This window comes from Saccharothrix variisporea (assembly GCF_003634995.1).
GTDB lineage: Bacteria > Actinomycetota > Actinomycetes > Mycobacteriales > Pseudonocardiaceae > Actinosynnema > Actinosynnema variisporeum.
This window is the reverse complement of the sequence record NZ_RBXR01000001.1, coordinates 2,950,711-2,969,125: the sequence shown is the minus strand read 5'-3', so window position 1 is coordinate 2,969,125 and position 18,415 is coordinate 2,950,711. Positions and strand designations below refer to the sequence as shown.

The window sequence follows — 18,415 nt, the reverse complement described above, 5'->3', positions numbered from 1 at the left end:
ACCAATACGAGCAGCGGAGGCGCTCGATGCAGAAGGAGGCAAATCGACCACGGATCGCTTTTGCCTCCCAGTCGCAGTCCTACGACCTGCGGAAAGCGTCAGGGTTCAGGAGTGTGAAACGCTCGGCCCGCCACCTCAGCCCGCCGTTGGGTTATGCCACTCAGACGTCTCGGTGGTCGGATGTCGGCGAAACAATGGCCTGCCAGCACGCGCCGTAGGTGCTGGGGTCACTACGCGAAGTACGTTCATGTTTGATCAGTTCGCTCAAACGGCCCCACCGCAAGCTCGTTCGGAACCCCTAGCGTCGTGCGACACGCCGGGAGGTTCCGAAGTGAGGGCTGATGTCTCGTCCCGGTTGATGGGACATGCGACGTTTTCCAAACCGATCGGTCGGTTAGTTCATGCAGGCCGTGCGGGGCAGCGCTGGAACGCACGTCCCAGCGAGGATCGCAACGACGGATTGCCGCCGTCGCGGAATAACATGTCGGGCAGCGCTGGAACTGCACTATCGCATCCGATCCCTACGCACCGGAGACCGGTCCGCCCGTTGGCACGCGATCCCCTGAACCACGTCCCCGCCGACCGAAGCCTGAGGTCCGCCGGGACGGGCTGAGGCCATGTCGGCGTGGTCTTTCCCCAATTGCGACGCAGTCTGGAACGCCGACGGGTGACTCGACAGGGTCACCCGTCGGCGTTTGTGTCGGTATGAGGCCGCCACCGGTCGGCGAACGACCGTGACGTTCGGTCGAACCTGTCGACTTCTCCGGCCGCCTCCGGATGGTGATGCTGGCGGTGTCCGGCTGCTGCGAGTCCCACGCCTTGAAGGTCACGGTGAGCTCGTCCACGGTGGTCTTCGACAAGTCTGATCTCGGACTTGGCACCACCTTGCCGAGCGAGACTTCCATGCTCAGCAGGCGCGCGGTCGTGGTGCTGGGCGATCGCCTTCGCCGCGGCGGTCGGCGCGAAGTCGGCGAAGTTGGCGCTGTGCCCCCGGCACAGGTCGACGGTGCGGGTGCCTTGGGTGTGCAGCACTTCCGCCCGCACGACCCACTTGTAGGGCTACTCGATGTCCGGTGCCACGACGTTCAGGCCCACGATGCGGCTACCGAGGAGAAGGGATACCGAAACAACGTCAAGCCCGGTTGGTGATGTTCAGGAGCATGCTTGGCTGGAGGGCGGGGAGTGGTCACACGGTGGTGCCGGTCTCAGTTGCCCTCCGGTACCAATACATGGCGGCGACGTAATTCCCGCGTGCTTGCAGCAGTTGGCCGAGGTTGTTCATGGCGGCGGCGTGGCCAGCGGCGGCTGCGCGCGCATAGTAGTGCTCGGCCCCTGTGATATCCCCGTGCTGTTGCAGCAGGATGCCGAGGTTGTTCATGGCGCCGCTGTGACCGGCCTCAGCCGCCCGGTAGTACCAATCCCAGGCTGTCCCAAGGTCCCCGCGCTGTTCCAGCAGGACACCAAGGTTGTTCATGGCGACGACCTGACCGGCGTCGGCCGCCCTCCGGAACCAGCGCTCGGCACCCTCAAGATCCTTACGCTCCTTCAGCAGCAGGGCGAGGTTTGTCATGGCTCCGATATGACCGGCGTCGGCCGCCTGCCAGTACCAGCCCTCGGCCCCTTTGAAGTCCCCGTGCCGTTGCAGCAGCAGGCCTAGGTTGTGCATGGCGATGGTGTGGCCAGCGTTGGCCGCGCGCTCGAAGTAGCTCTCGGCCCCTCTGATGTCCCCGCGCTCTAGCAGCAGCTGGCCGAGATTGTTCATGGCGAGGGTCTCGCCAGCGTCGACCGCCTTCCGATACCAGCCCTCCGCCTCCTCGAGATCTCCCCGTTCTTTCAGCAGGAGGCCGAGGTTGTTCATGGCGGCGGCGTGACCGACGTTGACCGCCCTCCGATACCAGCCCTCAGCGTCCGCAAGATCCCCCCGCCCTTCCAGCAGGGCGCCGAGGTTGTTCATGGCCCAGGTGTGGCCGGCGTCTGCCGCCGTCCGATACCAGGCCTCGGCCCCCTCGAGATCCCCCCGCCTTTCCAGCAGGGCGCCGAGGTTGTTCATGGCCCAGGTGTGGCCGGCGTCTGCCGCCGTCCGATACCAGGCCTCGGCCCCCTCAAGATCACCCCGCCCTTTCAGTAGGACGCCAAGGTTGAACATGGCCCGGGTGTGGCCGGTGTCGGCAGCCTTCCGATACCAGACCTCGGCCCCCTCGAGATCACCCCGCCCTTCCAGCAGGAGGCCGAGGTTGGTCATGGCGTCGGTGTGGCCGGTGTCGGCAGCCTTCCGATACCAGGCCTCGGCCTCCTCGAGACCTCCCCGTTCTTTCAGCAGGAGGCCGAGGTTGAACATGGCCCGGGTGTGGCCGGTGTCGGCAGCCTTCCGATACCAGGCCTCGGCCCCCTCGGGATTCCCCCGCGCTTCCAGCAGGATGCCGAGGTTGAACATGGCCCGGGTGTGGCCGGTGTCGGCAGCCTTCCGATACCAGACCTCGGCCCCCTCGAGATCTCCCCGTTCTTTCAGCAGGATGCCGAGGTTGTTCATTGCGTCGGTGTGGCCGGTGTCGGCAGCCCTCCGATACCAGACCTCGGCCCCCTCGAGATCCCCCCGCCCTTCCAGCAGGGCGCCGAGGTTGACCATGGCGCCAGCGACCCCGGTATCAGCCGCCTTCCGATACCAGCCCTCGGCCCATTCAAGATCACCCCGCGCTTCCAGCAGGACACCAATGTTGGCCATGGCGCTGGCGTCCCCGGCATCAGCCGCCTTCCGAAGCCATCCCTCGGCCCCCTTAAGATCACCCTGCCGTTGCAGCAGGAGGCCAAGGTTGGTCTTCGCGCTGGCGACCCCGGCATCAGCCGCCTTCCGAAGCCATCCCTCGGCCCCCTCAAGATCCCCCCGCGCTTCCAGCAGGAGGCCGAGGTTGTTCATCGCGCCGGTGTGACCGGTGTGAGCCGCCTTCCGGTGCCAATCCTCGGCCCCCTCAAGATCACCCCGCCGCCAGAGCAGCAGGCCGAGCCTGATCATGGCGACGGTGTCCCCGGCGTCGGCGGCGTGCTGCAACTTCTGCTCGTAATCCGGCGTCTGGTCGGGTGGTTGCGGCGTGGCAAGCGCGAGATTGGCGACTGTGCGGGTGTTGCGCTGTTCTGGGCGGGGGAGTCCCTGGCGTGGCAGCTCGCGCGCCAGATGCTCGTAGATTTCGCGCAGCGTTAGCGGCCCGGTGCGGTCTGGCGCGCCGTGGCGGAGCACCTTCAGTAGCTCCCCGGTGAATGCAGTGTGCGTCGCGCTGGCCGGTGCGAGGGACACCTGGTTGGCGGGGGACGAGGTGAGCGTGCAGGTTCCAGCGATCTCCACCTGCCCAGCCACCGCAGAGGCGGTGTCCGCCATGGCATCAACGGCCCGACCGGAGAAGCAGCAGTCCAGGATCAGCACCCGGTTGCTGGCGCCCGCCTCCGCCAAAGTCCGGCGCAGCAGCGAGAATGGCAGGCTGGTCCAGGCCACCATGCCACGGTCTCTCCGGGTGCCCGGCAGGGACAGGTACAACTCACCATCCGGCCCGACTACACCGTGGCCAGCGTAGTAGACGAGCAGTAGGTCCTCCGCTTCAGCCGCCAAGGAGTGAAGGTGGCCACCGATCACCGCGGCGCTGGGCTCGTCGGCCAGCACCACGCAATGTGACGCAGGCAGGCCTGTGCCCGACGGGCTGGTCAACAACGTGGCCAGGTCGGCCAAGTTGTTGCGCACCGCCGGTAGGCCAGGCAGTCCCGGGTCGGTGAACTCGCTCGCGCCGAACAGCAGCGCCCGTGATCTGTGCGGGTCGGGCAGCCTCACCTCAACCGGCCTGTCCTTCATCAAGGGCACGTCCGGGGCCTACCGTGTCGAGGGCGCGCCGCACGGCGTCGGCAGCGTCGGTGTGTCGGGCGTCATTCACGCTGAGCCTCACGCTGCGCCCGTCAGGACCGGTGACCTCGATCTCAACGTCCGGTCGGCGGTGGGCCAGCCACGTCGATATCGCACCGGCCAGTACGGCCACCGCGCCACCGCCACCCAGCGCGGCGACCAGCACGTCCGACCAGCCCCCCATTTGACCAGGTACCGGCTCGGGCTGCTCGACAGTCACCCGGCCGCGCAGTTCGTCCTCCAAGCACAACCACTGCAACAGCGATTCCCGTTCAGTGTCCGCGTCTTGGCAGATCACATGCATCCGTACTTCCACCCCGCACACCCTCCCCACCGTCTCCCTGTGTCATCATCCTCAGACCCAGCGTGACAGTCACGGTAATGGTCGCGCGCGGCCGTTGCAGCAACTCCAGTAACGCGCCCGACGGCCGAGTTCAGACACAGGTCACTGCTGCATAACGACGAGCCATGCTTCGCCGTCCACCAGACCGCCGAAGCCCTGCCTCACTCGTGGGGGCTGGTCCGGCCGCGCCCGTGGGCGCTAGGTCTGTCGAGCGACCGGCGCCGCAAAACTCGGTCGACGGCCCTCCACAAGTGCTGAGGTAACGCGGCTGACGGCCGATCTGAATGGGTGCCCAGCAAGCAGGACACCAACTGTGCAAGTCAAGCCGAGGTTCGGCGCACGCGACGACGGTGAGAAACCGCCAGTCCCCCTTCCAGGCCGTCGGCTCCTGCGCGACGCAGTCCGGTTACACAGCCGACCCGGTCGCCCGGGGGCCGGCGTGGCGACCGGTTCCAACTCCAAGCCACAAGCGGGGACGGGCGCCCTGCCCATCGGTTGCCAGGAGCATTGCCCGTACCTGCTGCTCGTCGAGGCACGTCACGGCCGTCACCGACCTCCAAGTGCCTGGCGGGTCAACTCCACGCCGTAGCGCACCGCCGACACACTGGCAGGCAAGCCCAGACACCCCAGCATCTGGTCGATCGGGATCTTGTGCGCAGCCGCCGAAGGAGCGACCCATGAGGCGAACCCCTCACCGCTGTGCGGAACCGGGACGCTGGCCAGCTGGCCGAATCTCAGCCGCCCGTCCTGAGGCCACAGCGGCATGGCAGTCGCATTACCTCTTCGCGCACCCGTTCATGCTCACGCTGAGCCGCCCTGGCGGTCTTCACCCGATCGGCGGTTTCCAGAAGCCGAAGCCGGTCCTGCTTGGTCAACCAACGTGGCTGGGGCGGCGGTCGGCGCTGGTCGTGGCGGTGGTGAGGCGGCGGTGGAGTTCGGCTGCGAGTGCGGTGTTGCTGATCGCGGCCAGGTCCGGTTGGGCTTGGCGGAGCTCGGCTTCGTCGGCGGTGATCAGTCCGGCCGCGACCAGGACTTCGAGCAGGGGGCATTCGAAGAAGCGGGCGAGTGTGCGGGCGCTGTCGATGGTGATCTTGCCTCCGCGTCGCCAGGTGCTGAGTTGGCTGCGGTTGATGCCGGTGGCCCTGGAGAGGTCTCCGCTGGAGAGTCCTCGGGCGCTCAACTGGAACGCGACGTAGTTCCACAGCTGGGGTGATGTGTCGTTGGCCGGGCACATGCGCAGAGTGTAGCGCGTGCAAACAGGACGTTGTGCGTGTGGTGCGCGCCGATGGTCCGATTAGTAGCGATCGCGGGCTACGATGACGCAACGAGCCACATCGACTACTTACAGTGTCCGGCATGGTCGTGTGTGCGAGCGACCGGACGGGGGCAGTCATGAACCAGGAGCGCCGGCCCATCGAGGAGACGGTTTCGGCTGCCGCACGTCTTCGGCAGGAGATCAAGTCCCTGAGGGGTGGTCTGAGTCAGGCGAAGCTGGCGGCTCGTATCGGCTACACCCGCCAGTACGTGTCGATGGCGGAGCGTGAAGGACACAACCTCCCTTCGCGGGACCTGGTGGCTGCGATCGACGCCGCTCAGGGTGGTGGCGGCAGGTTGCTCTCGCTGTACGAGCAAGCCCGACAGGAGCAGCGCCGGTTGCGGCAACGGAATCGCGTGGGTGCGGTGCCGCTCGACCCTGGGGCAGGATCGGCTGGTCGTCGGGGTGCTGGGCGGTTCATAGCGGCGGCGCTGGACGCGTTGCACCGGGATTACCAGGCGGCGCGGTATCACGCAGTGGAGGTCGGTCTGCCCGATGTGCTCCAGGCGGTGGCCGCTCTGTGCGAGAACAGTTCCGGGGATCAGCACCGACGGGCGTTGAGGTTGCGCAGCGGGGTGTTGGCGTTGCGGGCGAAGCTGGCGACCAAGCTGGGTGACGGTGTGGCCGCGTACGCCGCCGCCGACAAGGCCCTGTCGTCCGCCGAGGAAGCCGAGGACGCCATCGGTCGGGCCGCCGCGTCCTACCAACTGTCCTGTGCGCTGCTCAAGCTCGACGGGATCGAGGACGCGGAGCACAACGCGGTCGAGTCGGCGGATCTGGTCCGTGGTGACGATCCGGCCGGGCTGACCTGGCGCGGGTCCCTGACGTTGATCGCCGCGATCATCGCCGCCCGGCGAGCCGACGCCGCGGAGGCGCGGGCGCGGTTGGACCACGCCGAGCTGCTGGCGCGGCGGCTGGGCCGGGACGGCAACATCGGGTTCAGCGCGTTCGGGCCGACCAACGTGAAGATCCACCGCATGTCGGCCGCGGTCGCGTTGGAGGACCCCGACACCGTGCTGGCGCTGGGCGAACAGCTCGACCTGACGGCGATGCCCGAGGGGTTGCACGGGCGCCAGGGCCAGTACCACCTGGACAACGCCTGGGCGCACGGCCAGCGCAAGCGGGACGCGGAGGCGGTCATCCACCTGCTCGAAGCCGAGCGGATCGCGCCGGAGCTGCTGGGCACCAGCCGCACCGCCCGTCGAGTCCTGGAGGACCTGATGAGTCGTGAGCGTCGCCAGGCGGTCCCGGGGTTGCGGGGGTTGGCCGGTCGGGTCGGTGTCCTCGCGTGACCGCCCGGCGGTGGCTGTACCTGGTGTGCTCGGCCGCACCGCCTGTTCTGCGCATCGAGGGCATGGTCGAGCTGCTGACGCGGGCGGGCTGGGAGGTCGTGCTGATCGCCACCCCGACGGCCGCGTCCTGGGTGGACCTGGACACGATCGGCACCCGGACCGGGTGCCTGGTCCGGGTGGCGGCGCGACCGCCGGGTGAGGACATGTCGTTGCCGCGCGCGGACGCGGTGGTCGCGGCGCCGTTGACGTTCAACACGATCAACAAGTGGGCGGCGGGGTTCAGCGACTCGGTGGCGCTGGGTGTGCTCAACGAGTTGTTGTCGGCGGACGTGCCGATCCTCGCCGCCCCCTGCGTCAAGGCACTGTTGCGCGCGCACCCGGCCTACGACGAGAGCATCACCAGGTTGACGGCCGCCAGGGTGAAGGTGCTCGACCCCGACGCCATCACCGGGCGCGGGCCGGACGGTCTCGCCACGTTCGACTGGCGGTTCATCGCCGACGAGCTGGCACGGCTCACCGGGTGACTTCGGGTTCACCGTCGGACGGCGGTTCGCCGGCACCGGCTTGTCGTCGCGCGTGCAGTCGGCGGTTCACTTCGAACACCAGCGCGGAGTCGCTGTACTCGTAGAGCGCTCGCGGGTACCGCTCGGATTCGCCTCTTCCGCGGTGAGCACACCGCTGACGACCAGGATGTCGAGAATGGGCTTGCCGAGGAACTTCGCCATTGCCCGCGCCGTCTCGACGCTCATCGACTTGCCGCGCTTCCAGTCGGTGAACCGGCTGCGGTGGATGCCCAGCGCATCCGCCAGTTGGGCGGGGACCAGACCGAGCTCGGCCAGGTTCTCCTCGATGTAGGCCCAGAGGGGCGATCGGTTGTCGTTCGCGTGGTACAAGGGTCTTCCGCCTGATTCAGAGTCGGTCAGGGTCGTGGGAGCCGGTGTCGGGTGTGCCGGCGGCTGCCGACATGGCGTGCAGGTGCGCGCCGCTGTGTTCGTGGTTGAGGTCGGGTTGCCCAGGCGTGTGGTCGGTGGCGGCCTGCGCATGGAGAGCACGTTGGCCTGAACCGCGACTTTGGCGAGGCGGTGTCCGCGCCCCGTTCCTGATCACCTGAGCAGCCTCCGTGAGCGCGTGCGCAAGGTCGGTCGCGACCTGGCCCACGTCGGTGGTGTACTCGGTGGTGCACAACGGGTTCGTCTCGTCCATGAGCCGGACGATGTAGCGCCCGAGGTCCTGGTTGACCCGACTCAGCCAGGTGACGAACTCAAGTTCCTCCTTCGTCACGTGCCACCGCCTCGACACCCGGCCCGTCCTCCCGACATCGCCATCACCTCCAGCCTGTTCACCACTCCGGCCCGGCCACTGTGAGGGGCGCTGCCCTGTGGAGGTAAGGGGGCAACAACGTTGCGGGGGCATTTGCCTCCCACCTGACGAACCGAAGCGGCCGCCGGTGCGGGCACTCCGGCGGAACGTCCGGTCCTCCGTCGAGGATCACCCGGTCGTGTCAACTGGCCTGCCGGCAGGGTTCGCGGTGGATCGACGATGTTGTCGCCGCCATCGGCGCCGGAAGAATGGACTGACTCGCGATGCCGACCACCGGCCGAGTACTGCTGATCGACCTGGAGAACGTCGTCGGCACCCTCGGCAAGCCGGCCGCGCTGCGGTCGAAGGTGGTGGCGTTGGTGGACGCCGCCGGACTCCACGACCACATCGTGGCGGCCTTTGCCAAGCGCCCTCCCTCCAGCGATGCGATCGCCGCGACCCTGACCGCGCTCGGCGTCGTGCCGATACCGGTCGAACCCGGCCCGGACGCCGCCGAGGAGGCCCTGATCGCACACGCGGTGGGGATGCATGCCAGAGGTTGTCGTCACTTCACCGTGTGCTCCTGCGACGGCGCGTTCGCGAGATTGGCCGACTCCACGGACGCCCGTCTCGATGTCCTTGTCTGGCAGGGACAGCCGATCGCGACCCGACTACGCAAGGTGGCCGACACCATCCGGCAGGTCCCTCGACCGGGTGCAGGCGCGAGCGCAAGCGCCGCCGCGTCTGGGCCTGCGGCGGCTGCGCGAAACCGCACACAGTCACCACCTCGTCCTTCGAGCGTTCTGCTGGCCACCATGTTGGCGTTGTTCGCAGGGGCGGTGTGGGTCGGAATCGGTGTGGCCGTGGGACAACGCCCGGCCGACGTGCTTCTTCGTCGCAGATGACAGTGAGCCGGCCTCTGTGGTCCGTGGCGGGCAGGGCTGGTCACGCTGGACGGCGGCGGGGGTCGTGTCAACCGCGGCGCGAGTGCCGGGTTCTGCTGCTTCCTCCCTTCGGTCGGGCAGAACCCGGCACTCGCGCTGCTCGCGGTGTGACACGGCCCCCGCCGCCGTCCTGGGGCACGTGAGCCCCGCCCGCCACGGACCACAGAGCCCCGTGGCGGTCGAGGCGTGTCCAGGACCGCCAGGCCGGTGGGTGCGTCACGGTGTTCGCCCATCGCCCGGTGCAGTTGCCGCCTGCGGTCCTTTCGCCTGTCACGAGGAGGAGCCCGCTGTGGCCACCATGACGTGGAAGAACACGCGGTTCGAGTTGCTGGATCCGCGCACGCTGCTGACCGACCGGAACTCGCGCACGATCGTCGACATCAAGCAGGACAACCCGGAGCTGTACCAGAGTGTCCGGGAGCACGGTGTGAGCATCCCGGTGATCGCCAACCCGACGCCCGAAGGCGGGATCCGCGTCCGGGACGGGCACTGCCGGACGATCATCGCGTGCTCGCTGGTCGAGAAGCACCCGGTGATCCCGGTATTGGTCACCGAGTCCGAGGACGTCGCGGAGTGGGAGGTGCTGCGCGACCACTGGCTGGCCAACGAGGTCCGCAGCGGCTACACCACGGCCGACCGGATCAGGCTGTTCGAGCAGATGACCTTGTTCGGCTTGTCGACCGAGGACATCGCGGCGCAGCTCAGCCTCCAGCCGGAGGTGGTCGAGGCCGGGTTGAAGGCCCGCCGCAGCACGGCGGTCGCCGCGACGCTGACCGAGTTCCCGCAGCTGACCCTGGAGCAGGCCGCGGGGTTGGCCGACTTCGAGGACGACGGCGAGGCCTACGCCGATCTGATGGACACCCTGTCGACCGAGCCCGAGGCGTTCGACCACGAACTGGCCGAGTGGCGGCAGGAGCGGCAGCTCCGTGAGGCGCGGGAGGCGCTGAGCCGAGAGCTGGAAGCAGAGGGCGTCGTGGTGGTCGGCGATTCGCTCCCGGTCGGGGCGCGGCGGCTGGACCGGTTGCACCGCAGCCGTGAGGACCGCACCCCGCTCGGTGACGACCCCGCCTCGCACTCCTCGTGCCCTGGCCATGGGGCGATGGTCACCACGAACAACGTCGAGGGTGTGGCGACGGCGGTATTCGTCTGCCGGGACTGGGAACGGCACGGCCACGTCGACAGCTGGAGCGCATCGGTCTCGGGCGGGGTGAAGGAGGAGTGGACGGCGGAGAAGCGCGCGGAGCGGGCGCGGGTGGTGCGCAACAACAAGGCGTGGCGTGCCGCGGAAACGGTGCGGCGCAAGAAGTTGGCCGAGTTGGTGCAGCGCAAGACCCCGCCCCGGCTGGTCGCCCAGTTCCTCGCCCGCAGCCTCGCCGAGGGCGGGCACGAGATCCGGCGCGGCATGGAGACGCAACACCGGTTCGCCTGCACCCTGCTGGGCTTGAAGGAACCCAAGTACGGCAAGCCCAACCCGCTGGTCACCGGCCTGGGCAAGGCGAGCGCCAACCAAGCCACCATGATCAGCCTGGCCGTGGTCGTCGCGGCGTTCGAGGCCTCCACCAGCGTCGACACCTGGCGCAACCCCACGCCGGAGCAGAAGCGGTACTTCGCCGCGCTGGCCGACTGGGGCATCCGGCTGCACTGGGTCGAGCGGCTGGTCAACGACCCCGCCGCCGACGCCCACGTCGGCACTGACACCGGGCTGGACACCGAGACCCTGTCCGCCGAGGACCTGCAGCAGGCGAGCTAGCCACCTCCGCAACCGTCACGGGCTCGGACCGCACAGCGGTCCGAGCCCGTCGCCGTGCTCAGAAAGGACGACACCATGTACCCGTCATCGGAAGGCACCCACCTCTATCCCTACCGGCACAGCGCCTGGCACCAGGTCGGAACGTCGGTCACCGGCCACCGCGGCGCGATGAGCGCGTTGGAGGCCGCACGGCTGACCGGGTGGAACATCCGCAAGCTCGCGCAGATCGGTGTGGAGGAGACACCGGACGGGCCGAGGCGGATCGGGAACCCCGACCAGGTGATGCTCGCGCGCACCGACCCGAGGACCGGCGCGACCCGCTACCTGAGTTCGGTCGGTGTCGGCTACGGGGTGCGGCAGAACGAGGACCAGGCCGCTCTCCTGGACGCCCTGGTCGCCGAGTCCGGCGCGGGCGGGTTCGCGCACGCCGGGGCGATCGACGAGGGCCGGCGCACCTTCGTGACGATGAAACTGCCCGACGCCCTGAGTGTGGCGGGGCTCGACCCGGTGGAGCTGTACCTGGTGGTGTTCAACTCCCACGACGGCAGCGCCGCGTTCCGGGTCAGTCTGGTGCCGTTTCGGGTGTTGTGCGCCAACCAGCTCCCGATGGTGATCCGCGACCAGGTCGCGTCGGTGGCCATCCGCCACACCCGCAACGCCACGATCGACGTCGCCGAGATCAGGTCGAAGCTGCGGCTGATGTACGGCTATGCCGAGGCCTTCGAACAACAGGCTGGCCGGATGATCGAGGCCGAGCTGTCCACGGAGGAGTTCCGCGAGGTCGTCGAGGTCCTGTGGCCGGTCAACGACGCCACCGCCCCGCCCCGCACCCGGTTCAACGCCGACCGTCGCCGCCACCAGCTGATGCGGCTGTGGACCGACGCCGGAACCCAGCACAACATCCGCGGCACCCGCTGGGCCGGATTGCAGGCGATCACCGAGTACCTGGACCACTACGAGCCCGCCCGCGACGCCAACACACGAGCGCTGCGCGTGCTCACCGGCAGCGGAGTCCTCAAACGCAAACAGGAAGCCTTCGATCTTCTCAGCGTCTAAATCGGACGGTTCTACCGAGTGTGGTGATGCGGTCGTGCTGGCTCAAACCGTGCGGTGCAACGGAGGAATTGCCAGTTGGACGACCGCACGCCGACCCTATCTCTGACACCGGGGACCCTTTATGAGGAGGAAACCTCCATACGACAACGCTGCGACGCCCATCCCGTACATCTGGTCCTATGGGATGGGCGCGGAATCTACCGCCGGTATCCACCGCATGCACATCGAGCCAACGCACGCACGCCCGGTCGCTGCTCCGTGATGCTTGGCCTACGCCAGGCACTCCGGCCGCGTGGTGACGCGCAGCGTCCCGTGCTCGGTGATGAACCAGGCCTTCTTCAACTGCCCGACCACCGTGCAGATGTATTTGACGGCCCTCGATCGGATTGCCCACACATCGTTTCACCACCGCTGTCATATGAGGCTTGCTCGCGCTCCACTCAGGGTGCGTCACCTTCGAGCGATCCGAACGCGTACCTGTTCCCGATGGTCAGAGTTCCGACCACGAACGCCTTGGGCAGGCTCTTGCCGTTCACCTCGATCTCGATCCAACTCGGCGTCCAGGCATGGGTGAAGAAGTTGTAGTGGTCGGCGGGGCCACTGCCCAGGAAGAGGCCGACGTCCTTGAGGTCGCGGCCGGTCCACGACTTCCCCGTGACCTTGTCGGGGAACATAGCGAACAGGTCGTACTCGCCCGTCGCTCCGGCCTCGAAGTCGTTGCCCCACCGGTCCAGCGGCCCCCACCGCGTGCCGAGCAGGTCGATGAAGACGTCGTTGTTCGTCCCCGCGCCCCACGAGTTCGCCGTCTTGATCCGCACTGTGAGGCTGGTGATCCGGTCGTTCGGCTTCAGTCGCGCGCCCGCCCGCACCCGGTACTCCGGGCCGCGCAGGACGCACTCCTCGTAGTAGGTGTCCAGGTAGTGCGCCCCGATTTCGATGCCGTCGGACCCCAGCACTCCTTCGGTCCCCACGTGCTCGTAGTCCACCCACTTGGTGGCGTCCGGTGCCGGCAGGTAGCCGCGAGGCGGGAACTGGGTCACGTTGTCCTGGCGGTTCCAGATCCGGTAGCCGGTCACCCGGTCCTGGACCGCCCGCGCGAACGCTTGGTCGCCGACTCGTGGCGCGCCGAAGGTGTAGAGAATCGGTCTCGGCAGCAGGACACCCGGTGACGTGGCGACGTCCAGGGCGCAGATCGTGGCTAGCGCGCCTCCGAGGCTGTGCCCCGTCACGTACAGGTTCGGCGGCTTGGACCCCGGCCCGAACGCGGCCTCCACATGACGCCGCACGGAGTCCCGGAACAGCTGGTACCTCGCCAGGAACCCTTTGTGCACCAACAACTTGTCGGGATTGGCGAGCATCGGTTGCCAGGCCGCGAACTCGAGGGAGGCGCCGAACCAGTCCTTGTCGGTCCAGAACGGCCACAAACCGCTCAGGTTGGTGGCCCAGTCGCCCCGCGTCTCCGAGCCCCGGAACGCGACCACCAGCGAGCCGTCCGCGGCCGTGGTGACGATGCCCATGAAGCGCGTGTCCAGGGATGTCCCGGCGGCGTTCTCGATGGCCTTGTAGGCGTTGTCCTTCAGCCACGTCTCCCGGTTGGCGGCCTGACGGAACACGCGGTCGATCCGTTGGTACCCTGTGCGGAAGAAAGCGTCTTCGTAGTACGACTTGTATGCCTCGCTCGCGTACAGGGCCATCTCGACGGCCTTGGTCCAGTCGATCGTCATCACACCACGCCCGTGAGCGCGTAGCGGTACCGGCCGAGCGGATCGGTGACCGCACCCGTGGGCAAGTGTTGGCCTACGGTGACCTGATCCCCCACGTGTGCCCACCCCTTGCCGAGGCTGTTCACCACCGGGTCACCGGGCAGCACGACCCGGTACGACGTGAGCACCACGCGCCGGTGCACCGACGCGAACACCGCGTCGCCCGTGGGCGGCGCGCCGAAGGTCACGCACGTGACGTCGCGAATCCCGTCCGTGTCGTGCCGCTTGGCGAGCCGGAAGTCCAGCGCCGCGAGCACGGCCAGAGCACCGCCCTGGCCGTAGCCGGTGATCAGCAGTTCGGCGTTGTCGCGGGGCACCATCGTGAGCAGCGTCATCCGGTGGCTCTGGTAGTCCGCGAGGACGTGGTCGGTGACCTTGGACCGGTTGACGTGCCCCGGGCCGAGGATGGTGTCGGGTAGTTCGACGAGCTTCGCCGTGGCCGGGTTGTAGGCGGCGGGCGCGGCGCCGGGCCGAGTGCCGAACGCGACCAGCCCGACCTCGCGGTCGTCGGACGGCAGCCGCAGCCGGGCGACGACAACAGAGGTGAACTTGGCGCTACCGCTCCAGTACCCCAACACCTTCCAGTCGGGCGGCAGCGGTGGACGCTGGTCCTTCTCGACACGCTCGGCCGCTGTGGCGGCGATCAGCGCGACCGCCATGTCCAGCGGGGACATCAGCGCGGTGGTCGACTTGCCCGGAAAGGCGAAGCCGGATCCCATGTACGTGTTGACGTGCACCGAACCGGAGAACACGGTGGGCGCGCTCACCGGCGTGCCGACTCGGCGGCCGTCCAGGACACGCGACATCCCGGTCCGGGTGACTTCCGAAGCCCAGAGCATGTCACCGTCGGTCTCGTAGAGGACGTCGTCGGCGACCGCGAGACCAACCGGCTGCGTGGACCGGGTCGGCCCCGTCCAGAGCCGCTCGCCGGTCCACTCGTCGTACGCCTCGACCATGCTGCCCACCGCAGCCGCGATGACCATCCCGTTGTGCCGTACGGGACGCGCGGTGATCGTCGCGTTCTCCGATTGTGCCCCGGTCCACCGATGCTGCCCCGATTCCGGATTGAGCGCGAACACCTTTCCGCTAGTGGTTCCGAAGTAGATGCCCGATTCGTCGGTCAGGATCTCGCTGACCGCCGAGCCCGCGTCGTGAAGCCACCGCTGTGTCCCGGTGCGGTTGTCCACCCCGTACACCGATCCGGCGGTAGACCCCACCACGACTGTACGGCCGCTGATCGCCGGAGTGCCATGCAGTCCTTTGGCCTCGAACTTCCAGCGCTGCGTACCGTCATGCGCCGACAGGGCGTGCAGCACGCCGCCGGTGGTCGTGACGTAGACGTCGTCGGCGAACGCGCGGGGCCGGGCCGTGATCGTGGTCGCCGCCTCGAACGACCACACGGCCTTCGCCGTGTCCAGCGACACCGCGTGCACCTTCTTGCCGGCAGCGGCGACGGCGGTGCGGGTCACCCAACTCACCGCGACCGGACTCGTGGCCGGATCGCCGTCGAAGGTCCACACCACATGCCCGGTCAACCCATCCAGGCAGGTCAGGAACGGGCCTCGACCACTGCTGATCCGGTAGCCGCCGAACATCGCAGGCGCCCCGGACGCCGCGTCGCCCAGCCGGCGGCGCCAGAACGGCGGCACGGGGAATAGCGTCCTATTGAGCGCCCCACCGACGAGAGTCAACAGCGCGGGTTCCACGCCGCTCGCCCGACTCACGGCGAGCTTCTTTCTCACCCCGTCGTGGACCACCGTCCACCGTGCGCCAGGAGGGCCGCCCTTGATGGACAGCGCCGTGGCCCGACGCTGGTAGAGCGTGAAGAGGGTGCCAGTCTTGCCAGGCGGGGCGAGCGCCAGCGCATCGGAGTCGACCAGCAAGGGCCGTTGCGTGGCGGTGTCGGTCAGGTAGGCGTCGACCTCCGAGTCGCGGGACGACTCCACGCTGAAATCGAACAGCACCCCCGGCCGGACGTCCACGGTGGTCAGCGGCCAGGATCGGTCGTCGGCCAATCTCGGCGCGGCGAGGTAGCCGCCGTCGACCCACAGGTGCCACGGCCCCCGCGTTACGTTCTCCAGCAACATAAACCCCGACGTTAGCGAGACCGCCCCCAATCCTCATTCGGCTAAGCAGGTGGCTCAACTGGGTGCCCCTGACGACAGCCCTTGATTCTTGATGATGGTTCGAGGTAGGTCGAGTCTTCCGATGAGCGATCTCGGCGGCGTAGGCGGGCCGCGTGTTGCCTACGAGTTGGGTCCAGCGTATGGCGGTGGTGACGTGCAGGCCGAGCAGTTCGGCGAGCACAGATGCTGGCAGTTGTGCGGAAAGGTCCATGATTGCGGTGTTGCGGGTGTGCCGCCCCCGGATGCCGAGTTCCTGCAGTCGGCGCCTGAGTTGCCTGGCGCTGATGGGCTGGCCGGGCGCTCCTCCGGGTAGGAGCCCGCTGAGATCGTGTGTGCGGCCCACAACGGTGCTGCAGTGCCGTCGATCGACCAGGTCGAGCACCAGCCGAGGTGGGCGTGATCCTGGCGCGCTCGTCACCCCACACCGGTGACGCTGCGCGGTTGGCCCGAGCAGATCCCGCGCCAGGCGCACGTTGCAAGGCGCGTCGTCGGCGACGTCATGCATCAAGTCGCACGACTGGTCAGCCTGCCCGGTGCGAGATGCGGTCATCCCGGGCAGCCCGCGTCGGCACGCGGACACCGACGTGCACAGCCGGTTGTGGCTGCGCGCGCGGTGCGGCACGCGGTACCCGCAGATCGAGGAGTTCTACGTTCCCGCGCCGGCCCAGGCGCTGGACAAGGCGACCGCTGGGTTCCCCGCCGCGTGGACCAACGCCACCGACCCGCGCTGGCCGACTCCGAGCACCGCGTGGACGAGGCGTTCGCGCTCGCCTGCGACGCGGCCGGTGTCGCCTACCTGGGCCAGACCGCCTCCTGAGTTTCCGCCAGTCATTCGACCCGACAGGGAGTGGATCATGTCTTTGGACCGATCGGAACTGCATGCGTTGCTCTACATCAAACGCGTCGCCGAGCCTCCGGCTCCGGCGGCGCACGACTTCGTCGCCACGGTCGGGGTCGTCGAGGTCGCAGCCGCGATCCGGGCGGGCACGGCACCGGCCGCGGTGGCGGCGGAGGTCAACCGGCCTGACGCCGACATCGGACCCGATCTCGAGGCCTTGGATCGTGGTCAGGTGCGGCTGCTCACCCCGGAGGACGCCGAATGGCCCCGTGAGCGCTTGGCCTGCCTGGAGGCCGGAGGTCTGACGCCGCCGTTGGCGCTGTGGGTGCGTGGCACCGCGTCGCTGGCCGAGCTCACGGCGTCGTCGGTGACCGTCACCGGGTCACGGGCGGCCACCGGCTACGGGAACCACGTCGCCGCCGAGTTCGGGTTCGACTTCGCCGAGGCCGGGGTGACGGTGGTGGGCGGGGGCGGGTACGGCATCGAGGGCGCGGCCCACCGCGGCGCGCTCATCGCAGAGCGGCCGACGGTGGTCGTCCTGCCCTGCGGCGTGGACCGGCCCTATCCGGCCGGGCACGCGGTGCTGCTGGACAACGTTGCCGAGCGGGGCGGGTTGCTGGTGGGGGAGTACCCGGTCGGGGCAGCGCCGGCTCGACACCGGTTCGCCGCGCGCGTCCGCCTGCTGGCCGCGTTGGGCGGGGCGACCGTCGTGGTGGAGGCAGGTCGGCGCAGCGGTGCGGCTGCGATCGCGCGCACCTCGGCGTCGCTGGGCCGCCGGGTCTACGGGGTGCCCGGGCCGATCACCTCGACGCTGTCGGTGGGCGTGCACGAGCTGCTGCGCGACGGACCCGCCCGTCTGGCCACCGCGGTAGCCGACGTCGAGCTCGACGGCCTGTCGGTCGCCGCCGACGGGGCGGTGCCGTGACCGAGCATCCGCTGGTCGAGGCGGCGCTGGCCGCCATCCGCCGCGGGTGGCCGGTGTTCCCCGCCCGCCCGGGTGACAAGCGACCGGCCGTCCCGGAATGGGAACGCTGGGCGTGCACCGACCCGGACCGGATCACCGGGTGGTGGACCGAGCACCCGTACGCCAACCCGGCGATCGCCACCGGCCCGGCCGGGCTGGTCGTGCTGGACCTCGACGACGGCACCGGCCACGGCCACCGGGTCGCGGGCCACGGCAAGCACACCCTCGCCAGGGCGGCGGCAGCTGCGGGCGAGCGGGTGCCGTGGGCCACCTACACGGTCCGTACCCCGAACAACGGCCTGCACCTGTACTTCAGCGAGCCCACGGGCACACGCCTGCACAACACCCACGGCAGACTCGGCGAGCTGGTCGACACCCGCGCCCACCACGGCTACGTCCTCGCGGCAGGCGCACGGATCGGAGCCAGCCGCTACGCGGCGGTCGTCGACGCACCTATCGCGCCGCTGCCGCGCTGGCTGGCCGACGCACTGACACCACCGGAACCCACCGACACCCTGGTGGCCCTGCGGGACGGCGACGTCGACGTCTACGCCCGCGCCGCACTGTCCGACGAAGCGCACCGCGTCCGCACCGCGCTACCTGGGACCCGCCGCTACTCGCTGCTGCGCGCCGCCGCCCGGATGGGGCGGCTCCCGGGCTTGGACAAGGCACTGATCGCCAAGACGTTGTGCGCCGCGTCGGACCGGCACGTGGCCGAGGGCGCCTACAGCGAGACGGAACGCGAACGGGCGATCAGCGACGGCATCGCCTGGGGACGCCGACACCCACGCCACATCACACCCGACGGCACCTGAGTTCCGTTCCGCCGGGACGTCCGCCGC

15 protein-coding genes are annotated in these 18,415 nt (G+C 68.9%); 7 read left to right on the top strand and 8 right to left on the bottom strand.

What is annotated here, in order from left to right:
• Positions 1-1,186 precede the first annotated feature (1,186 nt).
• The 3 genes from DFJ66_RS12860 to DFJ66_RS12845 form a co-directional block, all read right to left on the bottom strand.
• Positions 1,187-3,835: a caspase, EACC1-associated type gene (locus DFJ66_RS12860; protein WP_121221094.1), complete on the bottom strand. Its 2,649-nt coding sequence runs from the start codon at positions 3,833-3,835 to the stop codon at positions 1,187-1,189.
• Positions 3,816-4,199 carry an effector-associated constant component EACC1 gene (locus tag DFJ66_RS12855; RefSeq protein ID WP_211351112.1) on the bottom strand — a complete coding sequence of 128 codons (384 nt, stop codon included), beginning with the start codon at positions 4,197-4,199 and terminating at the stop codon, positions 3,816-3,818. The genes DFJ66_RS12860 and DFJ66_RS12855 overlap by 20 nt, the downstream gene beginning before the upstream one ends.
• 898 nt (positions 4,200-5,097) lie before the next feature.
• A complete protein-coding gene (locus DFJ66_RS12845) occupies positions 5,098-5,460 on the bottom strand; it encodes a helix-turn-helix domain-containing protein (RefSeq protein ID WP_121221090.1) in 363 nt (120 codons plus the stop codon).
• A 122-nt stretch (positions 5,461-5,582) separates the two neighbouring features.
• Here DFJ66_RS12845 and DFJ66_RS12840 point away from each other — a divergent pair, with 122 nt between their 5' ends.
• Together DFJ66_RS12840 and DFJ66_RS12835 are read left to right on the top strand one after the other, a co-directional pair.
• Positions 5,583-6,833, top strand: coding sequence for a helix-turn-helix transcriptional regulator (locus tag DFJ66_RS12840; RefSeq protein WP_147459239.1), 1,251 nt, complete (start codon positions 5,583-5,585; stop codon positions 6,831-6,833).
• Positions 6,830-7,357, top strand: a complete 528-nt coding sequence (locus DFJ66_RS12835; protein ID WP_246029727.1) for a flavoprotein — start codon at positions 6,830-6,832, stop codon at positions 7,355-7,357. Before DFJ66_RS12840 ends, DFJ66_RS12835 begins: the two co-directional genes overlap by 4 nt.
• 66 nt (positions 7,358-7,423) lie before the next feature.
• Here DFJ66_RS12835 and DFJ66_RS12830 read toward each other — a convergent pair whose 3' ends face one another.
• Positions 7,424-7,726, bottom strand: a complete 303-nt coding sequence (locus tag DFJ66_RS12830; RefSeq protein WP_170199338.1) for a helix-turn-helix domain-containing protein — start codon at positions 7,724-7,726, stop codon at positions 7,424-7,426.
• Between the two features lie 16 nt (positions 7,727-7,742).
• Positions 7,743-8,036: a hypothetical protein gene (locus tag DFJ66_RS42680; RefSeq protein WP_170199336.1), complete on the bottom strand. Its 294-nt coding sequence runs from the start codon at positions 8,034-8,036 to the stop codon at positions 7,743-7,745.
• 380 nt (positions 8,037-8,416) lie between these two features.
• Here DFJ66_RS42680 and DFJ66_RS12825 point away from each other — a divergent pair, with 380 nt between their 5' ends.
• The 3 genes from DFJ66_RS12825 to DFJ66_RS12815 all read left to right on the top strand — a co-directional run bounded on the left by DFJ66_RS12825 (position 8,417) and on the right by DFJ66_RS12815 (position 11,882).
• The gene (locus DFJ66_RS12825) at positions 8,417-9,037 is read left to right on the top strand and encodes a hypothetical protein (protein ID WP_121221084.1); all 621 of its coding nucleotides are present in this window, start codon (positions 8,417-8,419) and stop codon (positions 9,035-9,037) included.
• A 328-nt stretch (positions 9,038-9,365) separates the two neighbouring features.
• Positions 9,366-10,826, top strand: coding sequence for a hypothetical protein (locus DFJ66_RS12820; RefSeq protein WP_121221082.1), 1,461 nt, complete (start codon positions 9,366-9,368; stop codon positions 10,824-10,826).
• A gap of 75 nt (positions 10,827-10,901) precedes the next feature.
• Entirely contained in the window at positions 10,902-11,882 is a 981-nt protein-coding gene (locus DFJ66_RS12815) for a DUF932 domain-containing protein (protein WP_121221080.1), read from the top strand.
• Between the two features lie 270 nt (positions 11,883-12,152).
• On the opposite strand, the gene DFJ66_RS44990 is transcribed toward DFJ66_RS12815, so the two are convergent.
• From DFJ66_RS44990 to DFJ66_RS12805, 3 genes are read right to left on the bottom strand one after another with little or no spacing between them, the layout of a single operon-like run.
• A complete protein-coding gene (locus DFJ66_RS44990) occupies positions 12,153-12,278 on the bottom strand; it encodes a hypothetical protein (RefSeq protein WP_281276613.1) in 126 nt (41 codons plus the stop codon).
• Positions 12,279-12,322: 44 nt separating this feature from the next.
• Positions 12,323-13,606 (bottom strand): lipase family protein, encoded by a 1,284-nt coding sequence (locus tag DFJ66_RS12810; protein WP_121221079.1) that lies wholly within the window; start codon positions 13,604-13,606, stop codon positions 12,323-12,325.
• On the bottom strand, positions 13,606-15,762 hold the full coding sequence (locus DFJ66_RS12805) for an outer membrane protein assembly factor BamB family protein (RefSeq protein WP_147459237.1): 2,157 nt from the start codon (positions 15,760-15,762) through the stop codon (positions 13,606-13,608). The genes DFJ66_RS12810 and DFJ66_RS12805 overlap by 1 nt, the downstream gene beginning before the upstream one ends.
• 863 nt (positions 15,763-16,625) lie before the next feature.
• On the opposite strand from DFJ66_RS12805, the gene DFJ66_RS12800 reads away from it, so the two are divergent.
• Positions 16,626-17,534, top strand: a complete 909-nt coding sequence (locus DFJ66_RS12800; RefSeq protein ID WP_147459236.1) for a DNA-processing protein DprA — start codon at positions 16,626-16,628, stop codon at positions 17,532-17,534.
• A complete protein-coding gene (locus DFJ66_RS12795) occupies positions 17,531-18,388 on the top strand; it encodes a bifunctional DNA primase/polymerase (protein WP_121221073.1) in 858 nt (285 codons plus the stop codon). Before DFJ66_RS12800 ends, DFJ66_RS12795 begins: the two co-directional genes overlap by 4 nt.
• Positions 18,389-18,415 lie beyond the last annotated feature (27 nt).

Bases quoted from the DNA above. Each gene is read 5' to 3' on its own strand.
- DFJ66_RS12825 (WP_121221084.1), top strand. From the start codon at position 8,417: ATGCCGACCACCGGCCGAGTACTGCTGATCGACCTGGAGAACGTCGTC.
- DFJ66_RS12845 (WP_121221090.1), bottom strand. From the start codon at position 5,460: ATGTGCCCGGCCAACGACACATCACCCCAGCTGTGGAACTACGTCGCG.
- DFJ66_RS12840 (WP_147459239.1), top strand. From the start codon at position 5,583: ATGGTCGTGTGTGCGAGCGACCGGACGGGGGCAGTCATGAACCAGGAG.
- DFJ66_RS42680 (WP_170199336.1), bottom strand. From the start codon at position 8,036: ATGGACGAGACGAACCCGTTGTGCACCACCGAGTACACCACCGACGTG.
- DFJ66_RS12800 (WP_147459236.1), top strand. From the start codon at position 16,626: ATGTCTTTGGACCGATCGGAACTGCATGCGTTGCTCTACATCAAACGC.
- DFJ66_RS12810 (WP_121221079.1), bottom strand. From the start codon at position 13,606: ATGACGATCGACTGGACCAAGGCCGTCGAGATGGCCCTGTACGCGAGC.
- DFJ66_RS12860 (WP_121221094.1), bottom strand. From the start codon at position 3,835: ATGAAGGACAGGCCGGTTGAGGTGAGGCTGCCCGACCCGCACAGATCA.
- DFJ66_RS12815 (WP_121221080.1), top strand. From the start codon at position 10,902: ATGTACCCGTCATCGGAAGGCACCCACCTCTATCCCTACCGGCACAGC.